22 protein-coding genes are annotated in these 25,755 nt (G+C 69.8%); 9 read left to right on the top strand and 13 right to left on the bottom strand.

Annotation, left to right across the window (positions count from 1 at the left end; all coding sequences use genetic code 11):
• Positions 1-25 precede the first annotated feature (25 nt).
• Positions 26-517 carry a transcriptional regulator NrdR gene (gene nrdR / locus ATK36_RS06560; protein WP_098510449.1) on the bottom strand — a complete coding sequence of 164 codons (492 nt, stop codon included), beginning with the start codon at positions 515-517 and terminating at the stop codon, positions 26-28.
• Positions 518-1,358: 841 nt separating this feature from the next.
• Positions 1,359-1,727, bottom strand: coding sequence for a LysM peptidoglycan-binding domain-containing protein (locus tag ATK36_RS33310; protein WP_141544388.1), 369 nt, complete (start codon positions 1,725-1,727; stop codon positions 1,359-1,361).
• A gap of 896 nt (positions 1,728-2,623) precedes the next feature.
• Between ATK36_RS33310 and lexA the strand changes: the two genes are divergently transcribed.
• Positions 2,624-3,283 (top strand): transcriptional repressor LexA, encoded by a 660-nt coding sequence (gene lexA, locus ATK36_RS06570; protein ID WP_098514690.1) that lies wholly within the window; start codon positions 2,624-2,626, stop codon positions 3,281-3,283.
• A gap of 490 nt (positions 3,284-3,773) precedes the next feature.
• On the opposite strand, the gene ATK36_RS06580 is transcribed toward lexA, so the two are convergent.
• The 3 genes from ATK36_RS06580 to ATK36_RS06590 are packed head-to-tail and all read right to left on the bottom strand — an operon-like array spanning position 3,774 to position 6,836.
• The gene (locus ATK36_RS06580) at positions 3,774-4,775 is read right to left on the bottom strand and encodes an esterase-like activity of phytase family protein (protein ID WP_170069643.1); all 1,002 of its coding nucleotides are present in this window, start codon (positions 4,773-4,775) and stop codon (positions 3,774-3,776) included.
• 59 nt (positions 4,776-4,834) lie between these two features.
• A complete protein-coding gene (gene hflX / locus ATK36_RS06585; protein WP_098510452.1) occupies positions 4,835-6,283 on the bottom strand; it encodes a GTPase HflX in 1,449 nt (482 codons plus the stop codon).
• Between the two features lie 43 nt (positions 6,284-6,326).
• Positions 6,327-6,836 carry an ArsR/SmtB family transcription factor gene (locus ATK36_RS06590; RefSeq protein WP_098510453.1) on the bottom strand — a complete coding sequence of 170 codons (510 nt, stop codon included), beginning with the start codon at positions 6,834-6,836 and terminating at the stop codon, positions 6,327-6,329.
• Positions 6,837-6,898: 62 nt separating this feature from the next.
• Between ATK36_RS06590 and ATK36_RS06595 the strand changes: the two genes are divergently transcribed.
• Together ATK36_RS06595 and valS are read left to right on the top strand one after the other, a co-directional pair.
• The gene (locus ATK36_RS06595) at positions 6,899-8,164 is read left to right on the top strand and encodes an MFS transporter (protein ID WP_170069644.1); all 1,266 of its coding nucleotides are present in this window, start codon (positions 6,899-6,901) and stop codon (positions 8,162-8,164) included.
• Positions 8,165-8,174: 10 nt separating this feature from the next.
• Positions 8,175-10,691 carry a valine--tRNA ligase gene (gene valS / locus ATK36_RS06600; RefSeq protein ID WP_098510455.1) on the top strand — a complete coding sequence of 839 codons (2,517 nt, stop codon included), beginning with the start codon at positions 8,175-8,177 and terminating at the stop codon, positions 10,689-10,691.
• 368 nt (positions 10,692-11,059) lie between these two features.
• On the opposite strand, the gene dapF is transcribed toward valS, so the two are convergent.
• A complete protein-coding gene (gene dapF, locus ATK36_RS06605) occupies positions 11,060-11,899 on the bottom strand; it encodes a diaminopimelate epimerase (RefSeq protein ID WP_098510456.1) in 840 nt (279 codons plus the stop codon).
• A gap of 9 nt (positions 11,900-11,908) precedes the next feature.
• The gene (miaA, locus tag ATK36_RS06610; RefSeq protein WP_098514692.1) at positions 11,909-12,829 is read right to left on the bottom strand and encodes a tRNA (adenosine(37)-N6)-dimethylallyltransferase MiaA; all 921 of its coding nucleotides are present in this window, start codon (positions 12,827-12,829) and stop codon (positions 11,909-11,911) included.
• 216 nt (positions 12,830-13,045) lie between these two features.
• Between miaA and ATK36_RS06615 the strand changes: the two genes are divergently transcribed.
• A complete protein-coding gene (locus ATK36_RS06615; protein WP_098510457.1) occupies positions 13,046-14,359 on the top strand; it encodes a DUF349 domain-containing protein in 1,314 nt (437 codons plus the stop codon).
• 254 nt (positions 14,360-14,613) lie between these two features.
• Here ATK36_RS06615 and ATK36_RS06620 read toward each other — a convergent pair whose 3' ends face one another.
• Both ATK36_RS06620 and miaB read right to left on the bottom strand, forming a co-directional pair.
• Positions 14,614-15,090 carry an Rv2732c family membrane protein gene (locus ATK36_RS06620; RefSeq protein ID WP_098510458.1) on the bottom strand — a complete coding sequence of 159 codons (477 nt, stop codon included), beginning with the start codon at positions 15,088-15,090 and terminating at the stop codon, positions 14,614-14,616.
• Positions 15,087-16,580 carry a tRNA (N6-isopentenyl adenosine(37)-C2)-methylthiotransferase MiaB gene (gene miaB, locus ATK36_RS06625; RefSeq protein ID WP_098510459.1) on the bottom strand — a complete coding sequence of 498 codons (1,494 nt, stop codon included), beginning with the start codon at positions 16,578-16,580 and terminating at the stop codon, positions 15,087-15,089. Before miaB ends, ATK36_RS06620 begins: the two co-directional genes overlap by 4 nt.
• Before the next feature lie 140 nt (positions 16,581-16,720).
• On the opposite strand from miaB, the gene ATK36_RS06630 reads away from it, so the two are divergent.
• Entirely contained in the window at positions 16,721-17,653 is a 933-nt protein-coding gene (locus tag ATK36_RS06630; RefSeq protein WP_245914459.1) for a TAXI family TRAP transporter solute-binding subunit, read from the top strand.
• A gap of 2 nt (positions 17,654-17,655) precedes the next feature.
• Here ATK36_RS06630 and ATK36_RS06635 read toward each other — a convergent pair whose 3' ends face one another.
• Positions 17,656-19,062, bottom strand: a complete 1,407-nt coding sequence (locus ATK36_RS06635; RefSeq protein WP_098510461.1) for a sensor histidine kinase — start codon at positions 19,060-19,062, stop codon at positions 17,656-17,658.
• Between the two features lie 3 nt (positions 19,063-19,065).
• Entirely contained in the window at positions 19,066-19,731 is a 666-nt protein-coding gene (locus ATK36_RS06640) for a response regulator transcription factor (protein WP_098510462.1), read from the bottom strand.
• A gap of 296 nt (positions 19,732-20,027) precedes the next feature.
• On the opposite strand from ATK36_RS06640, the gene ATK36_RS06645 reads away from it, so the two are divergent.
• The 4 genes from ATK36_RS06645 (at position 20,028) to ATK36_RS06660 (ending at position 23,347) form a co-directional block, all read left to right on the top strand.
• Positions 20,028-20,756, top strand: coding sequence for an amino acid ABC transporter ATP-binding protein (locus ATK36_RS06645; protein WP_211292003.1), 729 nt, complete (start codon positions 20,028-20,030; stop codon positions 20,754-20,756).
• A gap of 54 nt (positions 20,757-20,810) precedes the next feature.
• Positions 20,811-21,728, top strand: a complete 918-nt coding sequence (locus ATK36_RS06650; RefSeq protein ID WP_098510464.1) for a glutamate ABC transporter substrate-binding protein — start codon at positions 20,811-20,813, stop codon at positions 21,726-21,728.
• A gap of 84 nt (positions 21,729-21,812) precedes the next feature.
• A complete protein-coding gene (locus tag ATK36_RS06655) occupies positions 21,813-22,460 on the top strand; it encodes an amino acid ABC transporter permease (RefSeq protein ID WP_098510465.1) in 648 nt (215 codons plus the stop codon).
• Positions 22,457-23,347: an amino acid ABC transporter permease gene (locus ATK36_RS06660; protein ID WP_098510466.1), complete on the top strand. Its 891-nt coding sequence runs from the start codon at positions 22,457-22,459 to the stop codon at positions 23,345-23,347. The genes ATK36_RS06655 and ATK36_RS06660 overlap by 4 nt, the downstream gene beginning before the upstream one ends.
• 58 nt (positions 23,348-23,405) lie before the next feature.
• On the opposite strand, the gene ATK36_RS06665 is transcribed toward ATK36_RS06660, so the two are convergent.
• Together ATK36_RS06665 and ATK36_RS06670 are read right to left on the bottom strand one after the other, a co-directional pair.
• Positions 23,406-24,650, bottom strand: a complete 1,245-nt coding sequence (locus ATK36_RS06665; RefSeq protein WP_098510467.1) for an MAC/perforin domain-containing protein — start codon at positions 24,648-24,650, stop codon at positions 23,406-23,408.
• Positions 24,651-24,678: 28 nt separating this feature from the next.
• Positions 24,679-25,719 carry a hypothetical protein gene (locus ATK36_RS06670; RefSeq protein ID WP_098510468.1) on the bottom strand — a complete coding sequence of 347 codons (1,041 nt, stop codon included), beginning with the start codon at positions 25,717-25,719 and terminating at the stop codon, positions 24,679-24,681.
• Positions 25,720-25,755 lie beyond the last annotated feature (36 nt).

Raw genomic sequence — 25,755 nt, forward strand, 5'->3', positions numbered from 1 at the left:
CTGTCCCTTTGCTCCCCACGCACGGCTAATCGTCGGCCGTGCGCTCGCTTTCGCTGTCCTCCACGCTGTCCGCTATGGCCTTCCGCAGGTCGGCGATCTCCTTCTCGAAGTCCTCGACCGAGGAGAAGGAGCGGTAGACACTGGCGAACCGGAGGTAGGCGACCCCGTCCAGCTCCCGGAGCGGGCCGAGGATGGCGAGGCCGACCTCGTGGCTCGGGATCTCCGCCAGCCCGGCGGAGCGGATCGACTCCTCCACCCGCTGCGCGAGCTTCTGCAGCGCGTCGTCGTCGACCGGCCGGCCCTGACACGCCCGGCGCACCCCGGTGACCACCTTGTCCCGGCTGAACTGCTCGGTCACCCCGGACCGCTTCACCACGGCCAGCACCATCGTCTCCGACGTGGTGAACCGCCGGCCGCACTGCGCGCACGAACGGCGCCGCCGGATCGCCTGACCCTCGTCCACCTCTCGGGAGTCGACCACCCGAGAGTCCGCATGCCGGCAGAACGGGCACCTCATCCGCCAGTCACCTTCCCTCCACAACGGCCGAATCCTGTTCCCCCGGCCCGATGCCGCCACGCTACGGCCCGGACTTCGATCCCTCCGCGCGACCCCGCGCCTGGTGATCGACATGTGGACAGCCGGTGGATGAACACTCGTCGACTGTGGACAACTGGGTTCAGTCTACCCCTACCTGTGGACCATTCACAGCGGTGTAACTACTAGATATAGGGGTAGACCCTAGATCGGCACTCGAATGGACGCAAGCGGCACGAGTGGGTGAAAGCTGGGTCGGGGGGCTGGGGTCGGGGGGCTGGGTTGGCGGGTTGGGTCGGGGGTCGGGGAGGTCGGTGGGGAGTCGGCAGGTCGGCGGGAGGCAGGAGGCTTCCGGTTCGGGGTCGGTTCCAGGTGGCGGCGGTGGCGGTGGCGGTGGCGGTGGCGGTGGCGCACCGTAGCGGTCACAGTGCAGCAGCGGCGGAGTTAGCGCCGCAGTGGCGGTGAGGCCGGCTGATCGCGGGTGCTGCGTGGTCGGTGGCGGCGCGATCGTTGGCGGCGGCGCGGTGCGGCGGCGACGGCGCGATCGTTGGCGGCGGCGCGATCGTCGTTCGTGGCGGCGGCTGATGTGCGCGTTGACGGCTGGCAGGTTTGCGGCACTGCCGTCGGAGAGACGTTCCCCTGAGCGGGTCCGCCGGCCACGCGACTGTTGACAGACAGGTATTCCCGCGACGCGATCGTTTGCGGCGCAACCATTCTCGCGACACGTAGCGAGATTCGGCCTGCTCCAGGCCGTGCGTCAGAGGCCTTGAGCATCAACGATCTTGCACCGCCCACGGTCTTTGACACGCTGGGCTCGTTTAGGTCATAGGCCTCCCGGGTCTCCGGCAATCGGGACAGTGAGCGGGAATCCGGGTGTCAGGGCGGCGTCGTCCAGGTCGTTGAGCTGTTTGATGCGGGTGACCATGGCCGCCTGGTCGGCGTTGGGGGCATAGCGGGCGGCCAGCGCATTGAGCGTGTCGCCCGAGCGGACCGAGACGGAGGCGGTGCGTTCCGGCACCGGCCCGCCGGTGACTCCCCCGGCGAAGATCCCCAGTGCACTGACGAAGAGGCAGGCCACGGCGGCGACCGCGATCAGCCATGGCCAGCGGACCGGGGCGCGCCGGGGCTGCGGGCACCCTGCCGGGCCACCACGGCGTCCGGCGACGACCCTCTCCCGGGTGGGCGGGCGCAACGGCTCGCCTCGCCGTTCCCGCGCGGTTCGCCCCGGAGCGGGCGGGGCCGCCGCGGGGACGTGCCGGACACCGGTGCGGCGAACGGGAATCTCGCGGACGGCCGGGGCGCCGGATCGGACGGCACCGGGCGCGCCGCCCCCTCGGGATACGGGCCCAAGGGTCGAAACCGCGCGGGCGTCGGTCTCGGCCTCTTCCCGTTCTGTACCAGGTTCGCCGGGCTGGACCAGCCTCAGGGCAGGGCGCGGAACCCCGCCTCGATGGGCTGCGGGGGCACGCCGAGCGGGTGAACCGGCCGGTTTCCGTTCGAAAGATTCACCTTTTCGGGTGAAGTGAGCGCCAGGTGAGGAAGCGTCGTGATCCTCGAGTTCCGCCGCTGGCGAGGTGGAGCCGGAGAGGGTCCGCCACGAGCCGGAATCAGGGCACGACTGAGCGTCGGGGTCGCTGACCTGCCCGGAAGGGGCGGGCCGGAGCGGGCGGACAAACCCACGATCGGCCAGGATCGACATGGCGGAACCTCCTCGTGACCTGCTGATCTGCTCACCCCGGGGACTCGCCGCGACGAGACCGTCCGGGTCGAACAGGCGTTCTATCGAACGTCCGTGCGAAGGTTTACCACCCCGCGCCGACAAAATCGAGAGGACACGGCGTGTCGATCGAACAGATGTTTGAAATCGTCGCTCGGAGTGACTAACGTCGTCGATCAGGAGATCTGCTCGGGCAGATCACGCCGGCTCACGGAGCGGAGCCGGCGCGAGCGGGAAAGCGCGGAACGCCTGCCGGCGGCCGCGGAGGAGCTGGAGGCGACGCAGCGTTGGAGAAGGACACGGTGAAGAACACCGCGGCGAAAGGGGCCGGCGGCGGTCCCGGCCGGAGCGGCGGGGGCAAGGCAGGCGCCCTGCCGGAGGTGTACGACGTGGACGAGACGCTGACCGTCCGCCAGCAGCAGGTGCTGGACGTGATCCGCACCTGGGTGAGCCGGTTCGGGTACCCGCCGAGCGTCCGCGAGATCGGCGAGGCGGTGGGGCTCACGTCCACCTCCTCGGTGTCGCACCAGCTGCGTGCCTTGCAGCGCAAGGGATACCTCCGCCGGGATGCGAACCGGCCACGGGCGGTCGGGGTACTCGCGTCCACCGACGACAATCCGATGGGCATCGACATCGACCAGCAGCCGTCCGTGCCGAAGGCCGCGTACGTACCGCTGGTGGGCCGGATCGCGGCCGGAGGGCCGGTGCTCGCGGAGCAGTCCATCGAGGACGTCTTCCCGCTGCCCCGGGAGATCGTCGGCGAGGGCGAGCTGTTCCTGCTGAGCGTCACCGGTGATTCGATGGTCGACGCCGCCATCACCGACGGCGACTGGGTCGTGGTCCGGCAACAGCCCGCGGCGGAGAACGGCGACATCGTGGCCGCCATGATCGACGGCGAGGCCACGGTGAAGACCTTCAAGCGCAAGGACGATCACGTCTGGCTGATGCCGCACAACGAGGCCTACGAACCGATCCCGGGCGACGACGCGACGATCCTGGGCAAGGTCGTGGCCGTGCTGCGCAGGCTCTGACCCACGGCGGGGCGGCGAGGCGGCAGACTCGGCGCCCTCGCGTCCGGCCGGGGCCGGGGTGAGCGGGAAATGCTTGGGTACCAAGCGCATCCGCTTTTCGGCGTCCGGGGTTCGGTAGGCCGCAGCACACGCAGCACACGCAGCACACGCAGCACACGCAGCACACGCAGCACACGCAGCACACGCAGCACACGCAGCACACGCAGCACACGCAGCACACGCAGCACACGCAGCACACGCAGCACACGCAGCACACGCAGCACACGCAGCACACGCAGCACACGCAGCACACGCAGCACACGCAGGGAGGAGCCTGCCACCGGCCAGCCGCCAGGACCACAAGACCGGCCATGAATCCGGGCCAAGAATCCGGGCCGGCAGCCGCGTTCGCCGAGATCACGGCGAAAGATATCGAACCCACAAAACCCAAGTCACAGAAGCAAAACCGCGGCCCGAAGCTGCGAACCCAGCGTGCCGGGAGGCGAAGCGGTCAGCGGCGGCGGAGCCGGCTCAGGAGGAACCACCCCGCCAGGACCACCGCCACGGCGATCCCGGCGGCGGGCAGGATCGGGACACCGCCGTTGTCTTGAGCAGCGCCGGAGTCAGCACCGGATTCAGCACCAGCCGACGGCGAGCCGGGGGACTGCGGAGACACCAGCGCGGCGGCGTTCCGGAGTGCGCGGACCGGTTGCCCGGTTCCCTCGCTGGCCGACAGCAGCGTGCCATCGGGGTCGAAAGCGATTGCCTCGCCTTGTTTCTCGTCCGGTAGGGGGATGCGCACGGGGTCGCGGCGCAGGGCGGCGGCCACGTCACCGTCGGGGGCCGGGTAGAGGTAGGCGTCCGTATAGGTGCGCAGGGCAACGACGGTGCCGTCCGCGCTGGTCGCACCGCCGGTCACGAGGACTGAGCCGAACGCGCCGATCGGGCCGCCGGGGGTATCCGTGCTGTGCACCCGGAGCGTGCCGACCTGTTCCAGCGAGGTCGGGCCGGGAGTCGTCAGTGGGCCGGCCGGGCGGTAGACCTTCGCATCGCCCAGGACGTCCTTCGTCACCAGGTACGGGACGCCGGAACGGTCGAGCAGCAGTGCTTCACCGTCGTGGGCGCCGTCGGGATAGGTCAGGCGATGCAGGACCGCTGGGCCGCCGGACGGCTTCAATTCCAGGAGCGCCACCGTGCTGCGCTGATGACGGTTGTCGCCGGTGTCGGACAGCCACAATGTGCCGTCCGCGGCGCGGGCGAGGTCCTCGACGTCGTACGGGTCGGCCGGGTCGGTCCGCACCTGCTGCACCCGGCAGCTCCGGTCGAGGACGAAGACCTGCACCTGCGTGCCGCCGTCGTTGATCGCATACCAACGCTCGCCGTCGGAGGCCAGGCCGGATAGCTCGTCCAGACGCGAATCGGTGATCCGGCAGACGGTCTCCGGTGCCGGCACCGGGGCCGCCGAAGCGGGCAACGCCCCGAACACCAGCAAGGCGAGCACCACCGGCAGCACGCGTACCCAGTCACCTCCGTAGTGCGCGGGCCGAGATGCCCGCGCACTACGGAAGACGTTCAGAGCGCCGAGGAGTTGGTCTCGAACTGACGCAGGGCCGCGGCCAGATCCGGGCGGACCCGCACCAGCAGCCGCGTGCCGTCGGCGACGTGCTCCTCCTCCAGCACCTCGCCTTCCGCGTGCGCACGGGCGACGAGCTCGCCGCGCGCGTAGGGCACCAGCACGTCCACCTGCCGGTCCGGCCGGGGCAACCGCTCCGCGAGTACCTCGGCCAGCTCGGTCATCCCGGCACCGGTGCGGGCGGACACCTGCACCGAGCCGGGCAGCGCGTGCCGCAGCCGGGCCAGGGTGACCTCGTCCGCGGAGTCCGCCTTGTTGATCACGAGCAGCTCTGGTGGCAGCGATTCCTTACGGCTGCGGGTGATCTCGCCGAGCACCTCGCGCACCGCGTTGACCTGGTCCTCCGGCACCGGATCGGCGCCGTCGACCACGTGCAGCAGCAGGTCGGCGTCGGCGGCCTCCTCCAGCGTGGACCGGAACGCGTCCACCAGCTGATGCGGCAGGTGCCGCACGAACCCGACGGTGTCGGTGAGGGTGAACGCGCGCCCGTCCGCCGTGCGCGAACGCCGGGTGGTCGGGTCGAGGGTGGCGAACAGCGCGTCCTCCACCAGCACCCCGGCCCCGGTCAGCGCGTTGAGCAGGCTCGACTTCCCGGCGTTGGTGTAGCCGACGATCGCCACGCTCGGCACCTCGTTGGCCAGCCGGCGGCCGCGCTTGGTCTCGCGGATGGTGTCCATCGCGGCGATCTCGCGGCGCAGCTTGGCCACGCGCTTGCCGATCCGCCGCCGGTCGGTCTCCAGCTTCGTCTCACCGGGACCGCGCAGGCCCACGCCGCCGTTCGCGCCGCCCGCACGGCCACCGGCCTGCCGGGACAGCGCCGAGCCCCAGCCCCGCAGCCGCGGGACCAGGTACTGCAGCTGGGCCAGCTCGACCTGGGCCTTGCCCTCCCGGGAACGGGCATGCTGGGCGAAGATGTCCAGGATCAGCGCGGTCCGGTCGATCACCTTGACCTTGACCTTGTCCTCCAGCTGACGTAGCTGGCCGGGCGAGAGCTCCCCGTCGCAGACCACCGTGTCGGCGCCGGTGGCGACCACCACCTCGCGCAGCTCCCGCACCTTGCCGGAGCCGATGTAGGTCGCCGGGTCCGGCTTGGTGCGCCGCTGGACGAGCCCTTCGAGCACCTCGGAACCGGCCGTCTCGGCCAGCCTGGCCAGCTCGGCCAGCGAGGCCTCGGACTGCGCCGCGGTGCCCTCGGTCCACACCCCGACGAGCACGACGCGTTCCAGCCTCAGCTGCCGGTACTCGACCTCGGTGACGTCTTCGAGTTCGGTGGACAGGCCCGCGATCCGGCGCAGGGAGGCGCGGTCTTCGAGCTCCATCTCGCCGACGGAGGGATCGTGGCCGGCGAAGTCGGTTTCGTTGGGATCGTTGTGGGTGAGTTCTGTCATCGTGCCTCCATGCTCCCACGATTCGGCGCGGGAGCCGAGCGGATTACCGGCTGGGATAGATCGAGAGGTACACGGCGGTGCGGGCGGCGGCCGGATCCGGCGGCCGGGACTGGAACTCGTCGAGCAGCTCCGTGATCCGCCGGGTGAACTCCGTGACCTCGGCCGGCGCGAGCTGCAGCACCAGCCTGCTCGCGTCGACCTCGGCCGGTTCGGCCTCGGCCAGCTCGGCCAGGAAGGCCTCCAGCATCGCCTCGCCGACGGCGGCCGCGGCGGCCGCCGAATGGTTCGACAGGTGCCAGGAGAGGCCGGTCGAGCGGTACGGGATCTCCTTCGCCCCGCGCGTGCCGCGCCGCGGCGGGAGCGGGACCAGGAAACCGGTGTCCACCAGCCGCCGCACGTGGTGCAGCGTGGTCGCCGGATCGCGGCCGAGCCGCTGTGCCAGCTCCTGGTTGGTCATCGCCTCGAAGGAGGTCAGCCGGATGATGCGCAGGCGTATTCCGGAGGCGAGCGCGGCCGCCTCGGCTTCGGTGGAAGGTCGTTGTTTCCGCACCACGCCCGCAGCCTAGTTCGCCCGAGTGATTGACACTTTCCAATCACTTGATGACACTCGTTCAGGTGAGACCTGACTCGCTGCTGCGCCATCCCGGCTTCCGGCAGCTGTTCGCCGGCGACTCGGCGAGCCAGCTCGGCACCTTCGTCGGCATGACGGCGATCCCGCTGCTGGCCGCGGTCACGCTCGCCGCCACGCCGTTCGAGATGGGCCTGCTGACCACGGCCGAGACGCTGGGGTTCCTGCTCATCGGCCTGCCCGCCGGGGTGTGGGTGGACCGGCTGCGCAAGCGTTCGCTGATGCTGACCGCCGACCTGGTGCGCGGGGGCCTGCTGCTGAGCATCCCGATCGCGTGGTGGGCCGGGGTGCTGACCATGCCGCAGGTGCTGGTGATCGTCCTGCTCACGAGTTTCGCCACGGTCTTCTTCGACGTCTCCTACCAGGCCTACCTCCCCGCGCTCGTGGGCCGCGAACGGCTCTTGGAGGGCAACGCGAAGCTGCAGGGCGTGCAGTCCTCCGCGCAGATCGCCGGGCCGAGCGTGGCCGGGGTGCTCGTCCAGTTCCTCGGCGCGGCGAGCACGGTCGTGCTGACCGGGGCCGGTTATCTCGCCTCCGCGCTGTGCCTGTGGCGGATCCGCACGGTGGAACGGCGGCCCCCGCGGACCGGGCACGCACGGCTGGTGCCGCAGATGCTGGAGGGGCTCCGATTCGTCGCGGCCGATCGGCCCCTGCGCGCGATCGTCGCGTGCACCGCGACCGCGAACATGTTCGGCGCGGCCGCGCAGGCGGTGGAAGTGCTGTTCCTGACCCGCACGGCCGGGCTTTCCCCGGCCGAGGTCGGGATGCTGCTGGCGGTGGCCGGCGTCGGCGGGATCGGTGCCGCGCTGTGCGCCGGGCCGATCGTGCGATGGTTCGGGCAGGCGCGGTCGATCTGGCTGCTCCCGCTGCTGACCTGGCCGGGCGGCCTGCTGGTACCACTGGCCGGGCCGGGGTGGGGGCTGGTGCTCGCCGGTTTAGGGCTGGCCCTCACCGGATTCGGCGTGATCCTCTACAACATCGCGCAGGTTTCCTACCGCCAGGCGATCACCCCGGATCGGCTGCTCGGCCGGATGAACGCGAGCGTCCGGTTCGTGGTGTGGGGCGCGATGCCGCTGGGTGGGCTGCTGGGCGGCGCCCTCGGCGAAGGGCTCGGCCTGACCGGCGCGCTGTGGGTGGCTATGGCCGGGCAGACGGCCGGTGCGCTCTGGGTGGTCTGCTCGCCGTTGCGGCGCATGCGCGATCTTCCCGTCGCCGAAAAGGAAGCGCAGGAAACTGCTTTACCGACCGCCTAAGGTCGGGTTCATGAACGCCACTCCCGAGGTCCCGCGCAAGGTCGGTGTCGACGGACTCGAAGCCAAGTGGGTACCGGTATGGGAGCACGACGGCGTCTACCGCTTCGACCGCGCGCAGAGCGACGTCTACTCGATCGACACCCCGCCGCTGACCGCGAGCGGGTCACTGCACATCGGGCACGTCTTCTCCTACACGCACACCGACGTTCTCGCGCGCTACCAGCGGATGCGCGGGCGTTCGGTGTTCTATCCGGTCGGCTGGGACGACAACGGCCTGCCCACCGAACGCCGGGTGCAGCACCACTTCGGCGTGCGCTGCGAACCGGCCCTGCCCTACGACCCGTCGTTCATCCCGCCGGAAAGGCCGGGCAAGGCCGTGATTCCGGTGTCCCGGCGGACCTTCGTGGAGCTGTGCCGCGAACTGTCCGAAAAGGACGAGAAGGTCTTCGAGGAGGTCTGGCGCCGGATCGGGCTGTCCGTGGACTGGACGCTGGCCTACCAGACCATCGACCCGTCGACCACGCAGATCTCGCAACGCGCGTTCCTGCGCAACCTCGCCCGGGGTGAGGCCTACCAGTCCGAAGCACCGACGCTGTGGGACGTCACCTTCCGCACCGCGGTCGCGCAAGCCGAACTCGAAGATCGCGAACGTCCTGGGGCATACCACGATCTGGCGTTCACCACCGCCGACGGCGCGGAGGTGCTGATCTCCACGACCCGTCCCGAGCTGCTCCCCGCCTGCGTCGCCCTCGTGACGCACCCGGACGACGAGCGGTATCGCCGTCTCGCCGGGCAGACCGTGCGCACCCCGTTGTTCGGCACCGAAGTGCCGGTACACGCGCATCACCTGGCCGATCCGGAGAAGGGCACCGGCATCGCGATGGTGTGCACCTTCGGCGACACCACCGACGTGACGTGGTGGCGTGCGCTGCAGCTGGACACCCGGCCGGTCCTCGGACGGGACGGGCGATTCCGGCCCGAAGCACCGCATGGGGTGTCCGCCGAGGCGTACGCGCCGCTGGCCGGCAAGACTGTCCACACTGGACGGCAGATCCTGGTGGACAGGTTGCGGGAGACCGGTGCGCTGCGTGGGGAACCACGGCCGATCACGCATCCGGTGAAGTTCTACGAGAAGGGCGACAAGCCGCTCGAAATCGTCACCAGCCGGCAGTGGTACCTGCGCAACGGCGGACGCGACGAGGCCCTGCGCGCGAAACTGCTCGGCCGTGGCGAGGAGCTGAACTGGGTGCCGCCGCACATGCAGGTCCGGTACCGCAGCTGGGTGGAGGGGCTCACGAGCGACTGGCTGATCAGCCGTCAGCGGTTCTTCGGGGTGCCGATTCCGGTCTGGTATCCACTCGACGAGCACGGCGAGCCCGATCACGACGCCGTGCTCACCCCGGACGACGCGAGCCTGCCGGTGGACCCGAGCACCGACGTGCCACCCGGGTACACCGAGGCGCAGCGCGACGTGCCCGGCGGGTTCACCGCCGAGCCGGACGTGATGGACACCTGGGCCACCTCGTCGCTGACCCCGCAGATCGCCGGCCGCTGGAGCCTGGACGACGACCTGTTCCGCCGGGTCTTCCCGTACTCGCTGCGGCCGCAGGCGCACGAGATCATCCGGACCTGGCTGTTCTCCACGGCCGTGCGCGCGGAGCTGGAAGAAGGCGTCCTGCCGTGGCGGGACGCGGTGATCTCCGGCTGGGTGCTCGATCCGGACCGGAAGAAGATGTCGAAATCGACAGGCAACGTGGTGACCCCGGCCGATCTGCTCGACCGGCACGGGTCCGACGCGGTGCGGTACTGGGCGGCGAGCGCCCGCCCCGGCGTGGACACGGCGGTCGACGAGGGACAGATGAAGGTCGGCCGACGGCTCGCGATGAAGTTGTTGAACGTCAGCCGGTTCGTGCTCGGGCTCGGGCTGCCCGCCGCGGATGCGGTCGCCACGGAGGCGCTGGACCGGTCGGTGCTCGCCGCGCTGGGCCGGGTGATCACCGAGGCGACCGCGGCGTTCGAGGCGCTCGACCAGGCCCGGGCACTGCAGGTGACCGAGACGTTCTTCTGGACCTTCTGCGACGACTACGTCGAACTGGTGAAAGGCCGCGCGTACGGCGACCGAGGGGAGTCAGCAGCCGAATCAGCCCGGGCTGCGCTGACGACGGCGCTCTCCGCGCTGGTTCGGATGCTCGCGCCGGTGCTGCCGTTCGCAGCCGAGGAAGTGTGGTCGTGGTGGCAAGAGGGTTCCGTGCACCGCGCGCCCTGGCCGACCGCTCCCGGCGGGGACGGTGATCCCGCGCTGCTGCCGCTCGCCGGCTCGGTCATCGGCGCCGTGCGCCGGGCGAAGACCGACGCGAAGGTGTCGATGCGCTCCCCGGTAGACGAACTCGTGGTGACCGCTCCGGCCGGCTCGCTCACCGGCTTCGCCGAGGTGGCCGATGACGTCCGGATCGCCGGAGTGGTCACGTCCATGGCCACCCGCGAAGGCGACCTTGCCGTGAAGGTGACACTCAGCGGCGCGCGCTGAGGCTGTGAAGGGGCCCTTCACGGACTCAGCGTCCAGGGTGTCGGCAAAGTCGGTGTGAGGGGCCCTGCGCAGACTGCGGAGGTCTGTGAAGGTCCGTGAAGGGACCCTTCACGGACTCTGAAGCTGTGAAGGGGCCCTTCACAGACCCGAGACAGGTCCGGCGCACAGCGCGAGGTGGTCGCGCCTCGAATAGCTCCGCATCGTCCGTTGCCGGGCGTGATCGACGAAGAGGGCAGGCGCCATCGATGATGACGCGGCAGCCACGGCTCACTCTGCTGATCACGGGTCCTCGACCAACTTTGCCGGAACCCTGGCCTCAAAGTCCGTGAAGGGGCCCTTCACAGCCTCTGAGTCTGTGAAGGGCCCCTTCACAGACCGCCGGGAGCGCCCGCCGCGGCCCACCAGGCCTCGTCCAGCTCACCGTGCGCGACGATCTCCGCCGGGCCGGTGAGCGTGGCCGCGCCGCGCTCCACGGTGACCAGCACCCGGCCGCCAGGGATGTCCACACTGGCCTCCCCGGCGTCGGTGCCGGCCAGGTGCAGGGTGGCGGCGACGGCGGCCACCGTGCCGGTGCCGCAGGCACGGGTCTCCCCCACGCCGCGTTCGTGCACGCGCATCCGCAACGCGCCCTCGCCGAGCACGTTGACGAACTCCAGGTTCACCCCGGACGGGAACACGTCGTGGTCGTACTCGGGCTGCTCACGCAGGTCGAGCCCGGCCACGTCGTCGTCCAGCGCGGTCACCAGGTGCGGGTTCCCGACGTCGACGGCCACCCCGGAGAACGGCCGCCCGGCGACCATCGTGACCGAGGTGCCGGTGATCGTGGCCGGTCCCATGTGGACGGTGACGGAACGGTCCGGGTGCACCACGACCGGCCGGTCGCCGGCGCGGGAGCCCACGGTGAACTCGCCCTGCTCGGCGAGGCCTGCGTCGACCAGGTGACGGGCGAAGACCCGCACTCCGTTGCCGCACATCTCCGCGATCGAACCGTCCGCGTTGCGGTAGTCCATGAACCATTCGCCCGCCGACTCCACGCCGAGCGCGCTCGCCCGCACCACGCGCAGCACGCCGTCCGCGCCGAGGCCGCGCCGGCGGTCGCACAGCGCGGCGACCCGCTCCGGAGTCAGGTCCAGCCGCGCGGAAGGGTCGGGCAGCAGCACGAAGTCGTTCTGCGTGCCGTGGCCCTTCAGGAACTCGATACCGCCCATCGGACCAGTTTACTGGGCCAGCGCGGCGAGAACCCGCGCGGCCAGGTCTGCTTCGCCACCGTCGAACCAGCGGATCCGCTTGTCCCGGCGGAACCACGAACGCTGCCTGCGCACGAACCGGCGGGTGGCCTGCGCGGTCGCCGCCGCGGCCGCCGCGAAGTCCTCCGCACCGTCCAGCTCCGCGAGCACCTGCTGGTAGCCGAGCGCCCGCGAAGCGGTCTTGCCCTCGCGCAGCCCACGGCCGGCCAGCTCGCGTACTTCGGCGACAAGACCGGCCTCGAACATTCGCTCGACCCGCAGGTCGACTCGCTCGTCGAGAGCGGCGGGCTCGCGATCCACACCGATCAGCACGGTGCCGTACCGGGCCGGTCCCGGCTTCGGCAGATTCGCCGAGAACGGTTCGCCGGTCAGCTCGATGACCTCCAGCGCCCGCACGATGCGGCGGGTGTTCGTGGGCAGGATCGCGGCCGCGGCCGCCGGGTCCCGCTCCGCCAGCCGCGCATGCAACGCGGCGGTGCCGAGGTCGGCCGCCTCGGCGTCGAGCCGGGCGCGGATCGCCGGATCGGTGCCGGGGAAGCGCAGGTCGTCGAGCACCGCCTGCACGTACAGGCCGGAGCCGCCGGCCAGCACCGGTACCCGGCCCTGGGCACGGATCCGCTCGATGGTGGCCCGGGCGTCGCGCTGGTAGGCGGCGACCGACGCGGTTTCGGTCACGTCGAGGACGTCGAGCAGGTGGTGGGGCACCCCCTGGCGTTCCTCCGGGGTCGCCTTGGCCGTGCCGATGTCCATCCCGCGGTAGAGCTGCAGCGCGTCCGCGTTCACCACTTCGCCGCCGAGCGCCCGCGCCAGCCGGACGGCCAGCGCCGTCTTCCCGGTGGCGGTGGGGCCGACGACGGCCACCGGGACGGGCGGTTGAGCGGGGCTGATCACGGTGGCGAAGGGTACCCGGGCGGGTCCGGGCACGGGCACGGAGCGCCACGGAGAAGTAGGATCAACGCCTTCGGGCAGCTCACCAGTACCACGGCGGGCGCTGAGCTGCTTGAATGCCGCTGGGGCACCTTGCCCCCGCACGAGAAGCGCAACCCGGCCCCGCTCCCGCGGCGGGGCGCCCGCAGCTGCGGGCGTACAGGCGATAAGGAGCCTGCGATGGCCCAGGAGAACACGTCCCCCGGCACCCCGGCGCCACACCCGGTGCCGCACGCGCACAGCGCTGGCCATGCCGCACCGTCCGTGCCGCCCGCCGAACCCACCCCGGCCACGTGGGGACGGGTCGACGAGGAGGGCACCGTCTACGTCTTCACCGCCGAAGGCGAGCGGACCGTCGGGGTCTGGCAGGCCGGTACGCCCGAGGAGGGGCTGCTGCACTACGCCCGCCGCTTCGACGACGTGCGGACCGAGGTGGAGCTGCTCGAAACCCGGCTGAACTCCGGGGCCGGCGACCCGAAGCACGCGCTGACCAGCGCGACCCAGATCCGGGACGGGCTGGGTGAGGCCGCCGTGGTCGGCGATCTCACCGCGCTGGCCGCCCGGATCGAGTACGTGATCGGGGTCGCGGAGAAAGCGCTGGCCGCCGTCAAGCAGGAGCGCGAGCAGGCGCGGACCGCGGCCATCGCCCGTAAGCAGGCGCTGGCCGACGAGGCGGAGAAGATCGCCGCCGAATCCACGCAGTGGAAGGTCGCGGGCGACCGGCTGCGCTCGATCCTGGACGAGTGGAAGACGGTCAAGGGCGTCGACCGCAAGACCGACGACGAGCTGTGGAAGCGGTTCTCGAAGGCGCGCGAATCGTTCAACCGGCGTCGTGGCTCGCATTTCGCCGAGCTGGACAAGCAGCGGGCGAGCGCGAAGCACCGCAAGGAAGAGCTGATCGCCGAGGCCGAGGCGCTGTCCGATTCGGACGACTGGGGCGCCACCGCGGGCCGGTACAAGGACCTGATGGCCGAGTGGAAGGCCGCCGGCCGGGCTCCGAAGGACAGCGACGAAGCGCTGTGGCAGCGCTTCCGCGCGGCGCAGGACGCGTTCTTCGCACGCCGTTCCGCGGTGTTCTCGGAACGGGACGCGGAGTTCGCCGGCAACGCCACGCGCAAGGAAGAACTCCTGGTCGAGGCCGAGAAGATCGACGCCGGGGCGAACCTCGAAGCGGCGAAGTCCGCACTGCGCCGGATCCAGGAGCAGTGGGACGAGATCGGCAAGGTGCCCCGCGAGCGGATCCGCGAGCTGGACGGCCGGCTGAAGGCCGTGCAGGACAAGGTGAAGTCGGCCGAGGACAGCCGCTGGCGCCGCACCGACCCGGAGGCACAGGCGCGCGCCGCGCAGTTCCGTGAACGCGTGGAGCAGTTCGAAGCCCAGGCCGAGAAGGCCCGCGCGGCCGGCGACGAACGCCGTGCGAAGAAGGCCGACGAGCAGGCCGCGCAGTGGCGCGAGTGGTTGAAGGCCGCCGAAGCCGCCGTCGCGGACCGCTGAGGGGTCCCCGCTTAACGCTGTGAAGGGGCCCTTCACGGACTCTGAGTCCAGGGTGTCGGCAAAGTCGGCGTGGAGGGCCCCGCGCAGCTGCGGAGGTCCGTGAAGGGCCCCTTCACAGACTCTGAGTCCGTGAAGGGGCCCTTCACGGACCCGAAACCGGCCGGGCAGCCACGGCTCTCTCTGCTGATCACGGGCCCTCGACCAACTTTGCCGGGACCCTGGACTCTGCGGCGATGAAGGACCCCTTCACGGACTCAGGCGCGGGAGAAGGCGGTGCGCATCCAGAGCGAGGCGAGGATGATCGTGACCACCCAGGCGATGATCATCCCGACGCCCGGGCCGCTGCCGGTGGCCCCGTTGGCGTGCGCGGACTGCTGGGACCAGATGGCCAGCAGGCCGTCGACCGAGGCGAACCAGCCGCCGGCCGCGCTGCACCAGGCCACCCACCAGCGGCGGGTCACCAGGGCCACGGCGCCGACGAGCACTCCGACGCCGGTGGAGGTCACGGCGAACAGCTGGGGGATGCCGCCGGCCGCACCGGCCAGCGTCTGCCAGCCCGCGTGCCCTTCGGCCCACGGCAGCAGCTGCACCACCAGCAGCGCGAAGATCAGCAGCGAGATGGTGAACCCGCGCCTGCCCAGCTCCACGGTCCGGGCCACGCGCCGGCCCGCCTGGTCGATCTCCTCGCTCAGCTCGTGGTCGAACTCGGCCGGGACACTCGGTTCACTCATCGTGCACACTCGCTCACCGGGGCCGGCTGCACCGGCGGAGCGCCGAAGCCGGGCAGGCCCAGCGCGACCCCGTTCGTCGTCGGCCGAAGACCCGCTTCGGCATTGTCGCCCGCGCGAGTACGGCGGTGCGCGCGAAGATCACCGTCGGCGACCAGGTGGTGCGGCGCGCCGTACGTGAGCACCGTCCGCACCACGTCGCCTGGGCGCACCGCGCGGTCCACGGCCGGGCCGGTCGGCGTGAAGTGCACGAGCCTGCCGTCCCGGGCACGCCCGCTCATCCGGCGCGTCTCGGCGTCCTTGCGTCCTTCGCCCTCGGCGACCAGCAGCTCGACCTCGCGCCCGACGAGCGCCCGGTTCTCCGCCCAGGAGATCTCGTTCTGCAGCTCGACCAGCCGCTCGTACCGCTCCTGCACGACCTGCTTGGGCACCTGGTCCGGCATCGTCGCGGCGGGCGTGCCGGGCCGCTTCGAGTACTGGAAGGTGAACGCGCCGGCGAACCGGGCCTCGCGGACCACGTCCAGCGTCGCCTGGAAGTCCTCCTCGGTCTCGCCGGGGAAGCCGACGATGATGTCCGTGGTGATCGCCGCGTCCGGCATCGCCCCGCGCACCTCTTCGAGGATGTTCAGGAACCGGGTGGACCGGTACGACCGGCGCATCTCGCGCAGCACCCGGTCCGAACCGGACTGCAGCGGCATGTGCAGCTGATGGCACACGTTCGGCGTCGCGGCCATCGCCTCGATCACGTCCGACGTGAACGCCGCCGGGTGCGGCGAGGTGAACCGCACGCGCTCCAGGCCCGCGATCCCGCCGGTCGCGCGCAGCAGCTTGCCGAACGCGAGCCGGTCGCCGAACTCCACGCCGTAGGAGTTCACGTTCTGGCCGAGCAGCGTCACTTCCAGCACGCCTTCCGCGACCAGCGCCTCGACCTCGGCGAGGATCTCGCCCGGCCGGCGGTCGCGCTCCTTGCCGCGCAGCGACGGCACGATGCAGAAGGTGCAGGTGTTGTTGCAGCCGACCGAAACCGACACCCAGCTCGCGTACGAGGACTCACGCCGGGCGGGCAGCGTGGACGGGAACGTCTCCAGCGATTCGAGGATCTCCACCTCGGCCTGGGCGATGTGCCGCGCGCGCTCCAGCAGCGCCGGCAGCGACCCGATGTTGTGCGTGCCGAACACGACGTCCACCCACGGCGCACGTTTGACGATCTCGCCGCGGTCCTTCTGCGCGAGGCAGCCGCCGACGGCGATCTGCATCCGCGGGTTCGCGATCTTGTCCGGGCGCAGGTGCCCGAGCGTGCCGTACAGCTTGTTGTCCGCGTTCTCCCGCACCGCGCAGGTGTTGAACACGATCAGATCCGGGCTGCCGGCGCTGCCCGCGGGCACGTAGCCCGCCTGCTCCAGCTGCCCGGCGAGCCGCTCGGAGTCGTGCACGTTCATCTGGCAGCCGAAAGTGCGGATCTGGTAGGTTTTGCGAACCTGGGTCTCGGTCATCGCCCTCCAGGATATCCCCCGCCCCACCTGCCGGAACCGGCCCCTGCCACCGGTGCGGGCGAACCGCCGTTACCGTCCATTCCCGACAGTGCGCGCGCACGCGTGCGCCCGGCCCGCGCGAGGTCTGGCACGATCTCGGGATGCGGACGTTGCGGAGGCGCACGGCGATGATGGCCGCGCTGGCGGCGGCCGGGTCGCTGCTGGCCGGCTGCGGCCCGGACTTCCCGGGGCTGCGGCTGCGCATCGCGGCGGGCGCGGTCGGCGGGGTCTACCACGATCTGGCCGGGCCGCTGGCCGGGGCGTGGGCCGGCGGGCTCGACATCGAACGGCCGACGGTGCTGGCCACCCACGGCTCCGGCGACAACCTCAACCGGGTGCTCGCCGGGACCGCCGACGTCGCGTTCGTGGCCGCGGACCTGGCCAGCGATTCGGCCGCCGCGCATCCGGGCAAGCTGGCCGCGCTCGCCCGGATCCACGACGACTACCTGCACATCGTGGTGCGCCGGGACTCGCCCTACACCTCGGTGCCGATGCTGCGCGGGCAGCAGATCGCGGTCGGCTCGCCGGAGTCCGGCGTGGAGTACATCGCCCGGCGGGTGCTGCAGGTGGCCGGGTTGAGCAGCGCGGTCACCGTGCGCAGCCTCGGCCTGGAGGACTCGCTCACCGCGCTGGTGGAGCACAAGGTGGACGCGCTGTTCTGGTCCGGCGGGCTGCCCACTCCGCTGATCACGGAGTACACCCACACGATCGGCCTGCGGCTGCTCGACATGAGCGGGCTGATGCGTGGCATGCAGCGGTTCAGCCCGGTCTACGGCAACGCGACCATCCCGGCCAGCACCTACGACCAGCCCGGCCCGGTGACCACGCTGGTGGTGCCGAACTTCCTGGTCGTGCCCACCTCGATGCCCGCCGACGTGGCCGAGGAGCTGACCAAGGGCCTCTACGCCGCCCGTCCGGAACTGGCCGCGGCCAATCGCGCGGCGCTGTCCATCGACGTGCACCCGGGCATCGAGACCGCCCCGGTCCCGCTGCATCCCGGCGCGCTGAACTACTACCGCGCGGAGAAGCTTTAGCGTCAGGCGTGGTCCTGCGCCACGGGAAAGTCCATGGTGATCTGCAGCCCGCCGCCCTCGGGCAGGGACAGCCGCAGCTCGCCGTCGGAGTGCCGGACGATCTCGCGCACGATCGCCAGGCCGAGGCCCGAACCGGGCACGTTCTGGTGCGCCGTGCTGCGCCAGAACCGGTCGGTGGCCCGCTCCAGCTCCTCCTCGCGCAGACCGGGACCGTGGTCGCGGACGGACAGCGTGACCCGGTCGGCGGCCCGGTCCGCGGCGACCCGCACCGAACTACCCGAAGCGGTGAACTTGAGCGCGTTGTCCAGCAGCGCGTCGAGGATGACCTCCAGCCCGCGCGGCGGTGCCTGCACCCGCGCACCGTCGACGGTCACCTCGCTTTCGAGCGTGACCTCGCGCGCCGCGCCGACCACCGACCAGTCCGCGACACGGTCGGCGATCACCGCGGCGAGGTCCTCGGGCACCAGCTCCCCGCCGGCCGCTTCCGCCCGTGCCATGGACAGCAGCTCGTCGAGAATCTGGTTCAGCCGCTTGGCATCCACTTGCGCGGCGGCGAGATCGGCGGCCGCCACCTCGTCCCCGACCTGACCCTTCAGGTTGCCCAGCCGGATGTTCAGCGCGGTCAGCGGATTGCGCAGCTGATGGGAGGCGTCCGCGACGAACGCGCGCTGCGCGGCCAGCGCCTCGGACACGCTCGCCGCCATCTGATCGAACGACCGGCCTAGCTTGCGCAGCTCCGGCGGGCCACTGCTCTCCCCCACCTTGACCGCCGGCCGCCCCCCGACCACGGACGCCACGAGCGCGCCGGTCGCCTCGTCGAGCCGCCGCACCGGACGCAGCGTCCAGCGCACCACCGGGATCCCGACGAGCAGTGCGAGACCGAAGGCGATCACCGCCCCCGCGGCCAGGAACAGCCACCGCCACAACAGCACCGTGCGTACGTGCCCAGTGCCCGATTCGGTGACCACCACACCGCGCACCTCGCCGTCGATCAGGATCGGCTCGGCCAGCACGAGCGGATCGGCCTTCCACGGCAGCAACAGCGGGCCCGGCACCGGCGGGCGGCCGGCCAGCGCCTCGTTCACCGTTGTCCGGATCGCCGCCTGGTCGACGCGGGCCGCATCGGTGCCGCCGTAGGAGCTGAGCACCGGGGCGCCGTCCTGGTTCACCACGACCACCTGCACGTCGTAGACCTCGGTGTAGCGGCGCAGCTCGGGTTCGAGCAGGCTCAACCGGTCGTCCAGCAGCGGTCGCTGAGCGAGCGAGGCGAACCGCGAGGCATCGGTGAGCCGGTCGAGGAAGAGCTGCTGCTGCAGGCTGCCGGCGATGCTCAGCGCGAGCGGGATGCCCAGCCCGAACACCAGCAGCGCGACGAGCGTGACGACGATTCCCTGCAGCCGGACCCGCACGGCTCAGCCTCCTCCGCCCAGCCGGTAGCCGACCCCGCGCACCGTCTCGATCAGCGCCGGGCGGCCCAGTTTCGTGCGCAGCGTGGCCACGTGCACGTCCAGCGAGCGGCTCTCCGCGGCACCCCGGTGCCCCCACACCTCGTTGAGCACCTGCTCCCGCGAGCACACCGCGCCGCGCGCGGCGGCGACCAGCGCCAGCACCTGGAACTCCTTGCGGGACAAGGCGACCACCGCCCCGGCCACCACCACCTCGTGCCGCGCCAGGTCGATCCGCACGTCGCCGACCTCCACCACCGGCGCCGCGGCCGCCGCCGGCTCGCCGCGGCGCCGCCGGACCGCCTCGACCCTGGCCAGTAGCTCCTCCACGTCGTAGGGCTTGACCAGGTAGTCGTCCGCGCCGGCGCGCAGGCCCTGCACCCGGTCGTCCACCTCGCCGCGCGCGGACACCACGATCACCGCCACGTCGCTGACCGAACGGATCTGGCGGCACAGCACCACACCGTCCACATCGGGCAGCCCGAGATCGAGCAGGACCACGTCCACGTCATGCACCCGCTCCAGCACCCCGGCGCCCGAGGGCAGCCGCTGCATCACCAGACCGCGCCGAGTCAGCGCGGGCACGAGCGCACCGGCGACCCGGTCGTCGTCCTCCACCAGCAACACCCGCACGCGCTCGCCTCCCCGGTGATCCGGACCACGGTAGCGGGGAACTCTAGGACACCGCGCCGAACCCCGTTCCCAGGTGGCGGCCGGACCGCGCGCGACTAGGCTGAGCAGCACCGGACGGGGTCCGGCGGCCGGGTTCGAGACATAGTTGAGACCCTAAGGGTTGGTCAAGCCGTCTTTACATGTCGCCCGACCGGAGTAGGTTTCCGCCATCGACGTGGGAGCCCCGGCCCCGCAGCCGCCAAAGACGACGAAGATGCAACCCTGGAGGCCTGATGACCACGGACGTGGCGACGCCGATGATCAAGGCGGTCGCCGTCAACAAGTACTTCGGCGACCTGCACGTACTGCGGGAGATCACCCTCGAGGTGCCGCGTGGCCAGGTCGTGGTGGTACTCGGACCGTCCGGATCGGGCAAGTCCACCCTGTGCCGCGCGATCAACCGGCTGGAGCCGATCAACTCCGGCGAGATCGCGGTGGACGGGGTGCCGCTGCCCGCCGAGGGCAAGGCGCTCGCCGCGCTGCGCGCCGACGTGGGCATGGTCTTCCAGCAGTTCAACCTGTTCGCGCACAAGACGATTCTCGAGAACGTCATGCTCGCGCCGGTGAAGGTGCGCAAGACTTCCACCGCCGAGGCCCGCAAGACCGCGATGGAACTGCTCGAGCGGGTCGGCATCGCCAACCAGGCGGACAAGTACCCGGCCCAGCTGTCGGGCGGCCAGCAGCAGCGGGTGGCGATCGCCCGCGCGCTGGCCATGCGGCCCAAGGTGATGCTGTTCGACGAGCCCACCTCGGCACTGGACCCGGAGATGGTCCAGGAGGTGCTCGACGTGATGACCGGCCTGGCCAAGGACGGGATGACCATGCTCGTGGTCACCCACGAGATGGGCTTCGCCCGCCGCGCCGCGGACCGGGTGCTGTTCATGGCCGACGGTGAACTCGTCGAGGACACCACCCCGGAGGAGTTCTTCACCAAGCCGCGCAGCGAGCGCGCGAAGGATTTCCTCGGCAAGATCCTGACCCACTGACCCGTCCAGACCGGGGTTCGCAGGGACCCCCGGACCGATCCAGGAGAGATTCAGATGAGGATCCGCACCCTCGCGGTGGGACTGCTGGCCGGCGGCCTGCTGCTCACGGCCTGTGGCAAGGAAGGCACCCCGGCCTCCGGTGGTGACCAGGGCGGCCCGAGCTCGGCGGCCGCCCCGCTGCCGACCTACCCCGTCGCGTCGAACGTGGACCTGCCGGACTCCCCGGTGTTCGCGAAGATCAAGGCCGCGGGCAAGCTGGTCGTCGGTGTCAAGGACGACCAGCCGGGGCTGGGCCAGAAGGACCCGACGACCGGGCAGTACGCCGGGTTCGACATCGAGATCGCCAAGCTGATCGCGGCCGGGCTGGGCTACGCGCCGGACAAGATCACCTACAAGGTCGTCGACTCCGGCGCCCGTGAGCAGGCGATCCAGAACGGCGACGTCAACTACATGGTGGGCACCTACACCATCAACGACAAGCGCAAGCAGCTGGTCTCCTTCGCCGGTCCGTACTACCAGGCGGGCCAGGACCTGCTGGTGCGCAAGGACGACGACACGATCACCGGGCCGCAGTCGCTCAAGGGCAAGAAGGTCTGCTCGGTCACCGGGTCCACCCCGATCCAGCGGGTGCGCCAGCAGCAGCTGACCGAGCCGGGCAACATCGTCGAGTTCCAGAAGTACTCGCAGTGCGTGGAGAAGCTGTCCACCAAGGACGTGGACGCGGTCACCACCGACGACGCGATCCTGCGCGGCTTCGCCAAGCAGGACCCGGAGAGCTTCAAGGTCGTCGGCAAGCCGTTCTCCCAGGAGCCCTACGGCATCGGCCTGGACAAGAACGACAAGGTGCTGCGCGACAAGATGGACGACATCCTGCAGAAGGCGCTGGACGACGGCACCTGGCAGAAGATCTACGACGCCACCCTCGGCACGCCCGGTTCGACCGTGGCGAAGCCGACAATCCAGAAGTACTGATCCGAGATCACGGCCGGTGGACGGGGTTCCCGTCCACCGGCCGTTCCACATCGATTTCCGTCCCACGGACGCGGGGAAGGCGCCATGGACGTCCTGCTCGACAATCTGGACCTGTTCGGTCCGTTCTTTCTCACCACGATCGAACTGTTCCTGATCGCCGGAGTCGCCAGCCTGGTGCTCGGCACGATACTGGCCATGCTGCGGGTGAGCCCGGTACCGGCGCTGCGCGCGATCGGCACGGTCTACGTGACCCTGCTGCGCAACACGCCGCTCACCCTGGTGTTCGCGTTCCTCGTGTTCGCCTACCCACTGCTGGACATCGTCAAGATCGACTACTTCCCGACCGCCGCGGTCGCGCTGACCCTCTACACCTCGGCGTTCATCTGTGAGGTGGTGCGGTCGGGCATCAACACGGTGCCGGTCGGCCAGGCGGAGGCGGCCCGTGCGCTGGGCCTGCACTTCGGCCAGGTGCTCGGCCAGGTGGTGCTGCCCCAGGCCCTGCGGTCGGTGGTCCCGCCGATGATCAGCACGCTGATCGCGCTGCTGAAGAACACCACGATCGCCAGTGGGTTCTCGGTCGCCGAAGCCGGCGCGATCCGGCAGTACATCTCCGAGCGCGGGGGCAACCAGCTGGTCGCCCTGCTGTGGGTGGCGCTCGGCTTCGTCGTCCTGGTGCTGGTGCTCTCGCTGCTCCAGCGCAGCCTGGAGAAGCGCTGGAGCGTGGCCCGATGAGTTCCGTTCTGTTCGACGCCCCGGGGCCGAAGTCCCGGACGCGGCACCGGATCTACGCGGTGGCCGGCATCGCCGTGGTGCTCGCGCTGGTCGCGTTCGTGATCTACCGCTTCGCCGACACCGGGCAGTTCTCGGCGCGCAAGTGGGATTGGCTGCAGTACTCCCAGGTCCAGAGCGATCTCGGCAACGCCGTGCTCTCCACGATCGAAGCGTTCGCGCTGGGCGCGGTGCTCGCGGTGCTGTTCGGCTCGATCTTCGCCGCCGGGAGGCTGTCCGATCGCGCGTGGCTGCGCGGGATCTGCACCTTCGTGGTGGAGTTCTTCCGCGCGATCCCGTTGCTGATCCTGATGTTCCTGTTCTACTACGGCATGCCGACGTTCGGGGTGCAGACCTCGCCGTTCTTCGCCGTGGTGCTCGGCCTGACGCTGTACAACGGCTCGGTGCTGGCGGAAGTCTTCCGCGCCGGCGTGATGTCCCTGCCGAAGGGACAGAGCGAAGCCGCGTACGCGCTCGGCATGCGCAAGACGCAGGTGATGTTCACCGTCCTGCTGCCGCAGGCGATCCGCGCGATGCTGCCGTCGATCATCAGCCAGCTCGTGGTGCTGCTGAAGGACACCGCGCTCGGCTTCCTGGTGCTGTACCCGGAGCTGCTGTACTACGCGCGCTACATCGGCTCGCAGGGTGCTTTCGGGCGGCCGATCGTGCCGTCGACGCTGGTGGCCGCGGCCATCTACATCGTGCTGTGCCTGCTGCTCACCGCGCTGGCGAAGTACCTGGAGAAGCGCAACCGGCGCAACAAGAAGGTCATCGACATCCCGGAAAACCCCGCTGAGCAGATCACCCTCGGCACCGCCGCCGGTGGCGGTGTGGCCGGCGGCGGCGTTTAGCTTCGCCGGCACTGTGGAAACGCCCGGCCGGGTATCCGGCCGGGCGTTTTCCGTGTGACTACTGGTAAGGATCGAGAATCCGCTGAATATCGGTCCGGTAATTCGGCAGGTTGATGAAGTTGTGGTCACCCGGCAGGCCCGCGTTCTTCTCGATGGTCTTGATCACCCGGGTGATTGTGTCGCTCTTGGGCAGCAGGGCCACGGTCGGGCACAGCTTCAGATTCTCGATGACCACCCAGTTGATCGCGTAGCCGAGTGATTGCACCCAGTTGAAGTAGTCCGACTCCGCGATGACCGGCGCACCGCCGAGCGCGCGCAGGATGGTGTTCTTGTATTTTCCGGACTCGGTTTTGGTGGAATCCTTCCCGTCGGCCTGCTTGTAGTCACCGCCGCCACCGATTCCGTTGAAGCGTGCTTCGACGGAGGCGCCGAAGTCCTCGCTTTCCTTGGTCGACTCCTCGAAGCTGGTGATCGTCGTCGATTCCTTGGCGTAGATCGCGCCACCCAGCGTGAACTCCAGGGGCACGTAGTAGCCCCAGTCGTCCAGCACCTCCAGAAGCTTGGCATAGTGGGAGCTGTCCGGCTCCGTCTTGTACGCCACGGCCTCCTCGACCTCCTGGGCGAACCCCGGGCGGGCGGTCATGGTCTTGCGGTCGACGCGCAGGAAGATCTTCCTGACCCACATCCGGCTGACCAGATGTTCGCTGGCATCCTTCTTGTTGACGGAATGCTCTTGCGAGTACTTGTACTCTGCTTTCGCGTCCGCGAAGGGCGTCGCCACCGAAACCGAGCCGGACTTCATACCGGAGATGGTGAGGCTGCTGGTGAACTCGGAGAACGTGTATTCGGTGGACTTCTCCGAAGTGACCGTGGGCTGGGTGGGCGTGGGCAGGCCGCTCCAGGTGCACACGTCACCACGAGTGCTGCGCGTGAGGCCGTCGTTCGACAGGATCAGCCCGCGGTAGATGTACACACTGTCGAACAGCGCTTTCTTGTCCGAGCCGGTCAGCTGGTTGTACTTTTCCACACCGTCCTGACTCTTCAGGTTGCCGTGCTGCCCGATGTAGATGGTCGTTCCGGATTCTCCGAGCAGGTCGGACAGTTTGATGTCCTTCTCCTGCTTGTGATCGACCGGAGCTTTGTTGAACAGGAAGCTGTCCTCCGGTGTCATGAAATTGTCTTTGCTCAGCTCGGCGCGCACCACATCGAGCGTGGCGGCGACGTCGAGCGGGACCGCCCGGCTGCCGCCGCCGATCTTCTCCACGTCGATCAATTTCTTGGTTTCCAGCTTGGTACCACTCATGTCAGCATCCCTTGAGTCGATTGGCCGGCTATTCCCAGGTCTGTTCGGGCGGCGGATTGTAAGCGCCGGTGATCACCTTGGCGCTCTGCTCGTCCTTGAAGACGAAGAAATAGACGGTGACCGATCCCGATGCTTTGTCCCACGGGTCGACCTGGACGTTGTCAATCCCACCGAAGGTTTCCTTCGAGTCCGGCCCCTTGATCGGGCCGCCGTGTATGATTCCCCCGCCGGAAATACCGCCGAAGAACTTGCCGCCACCCACGTACGAAAAGTCGTCGTCGTACTTGTACGACTGGCCATTCATCTCGTAGGAGTGCACAGTGCGCGTGGCGAACGTGACCGTCGAAAAGGCCACCTTGTCGTGATCGGGCAGCGTCTGCGTGTCCGCTCTGGCGATTTGAATCGTCTTCTGCTCGCTTTGGTAACGGTGCAGGACCGTCATGTGCTCCTTGCCCATCTCCGCCTTGTCCGTCACGACGCTGTAGAGATCGTCGACGATCATCGTGCCCTTGCCCTGCTGGACCTTGAACCCGAACCCGGCTCCGCCGTAGGCCTTGATGTCGAAGTCGACGACGCTGTCCGCCACGACCACACAGACGTTTTCGTAGAGGCCCGGCGTATCGGTCGTGGGATGCACGTTCGACAGGACCAGCGGTGTCATGGCACCGACTTTGTCGTTCTGCTTCTTGGCCTCCGGGTCGGTCGTGTTCAGCCGGACCCGGACCTTGAGCTTCCGGTCCTGCAGCCACTCGGTGGAGGTGCCCACGAGATCGGGCAGCTTGCCCTTGATATCGGTGAGGATGACCGTGTTCCGGGACGGAACGATGGCCTTCTTGAGCGAAACATCGTCTTCGAGATTCTGTTCGATGATCGCCTTGTTCTTGGAGATCTCTTCTTTTGTCGCGTATTGATTCAGGAAGCGATACTGCGGACCGTTCGGCGCGTCGGCAGGCATGAAGCCGGACGATTGCAGGGCCGCCCGCACTTCCTTGAGCTTGGTGGACTCGGAGAAGTCCTTACTGGTGTGCTCATCGTCCGTCACACCCTTGTAGAAGTCGAAAGCCGACATTCAGCAGATCCTTTCGGTTACAGGGCCCGGAACCGG

The organism is Amycolatopsis sulphurea, assembly GCF_002564045.1.
GTDB lineage: Bacteria > Actinomycetota > Actinomycetes > Mycobacteriales > Pseudonocardiaceae > Amycolatopsis > Amycolatopsis sulphurea.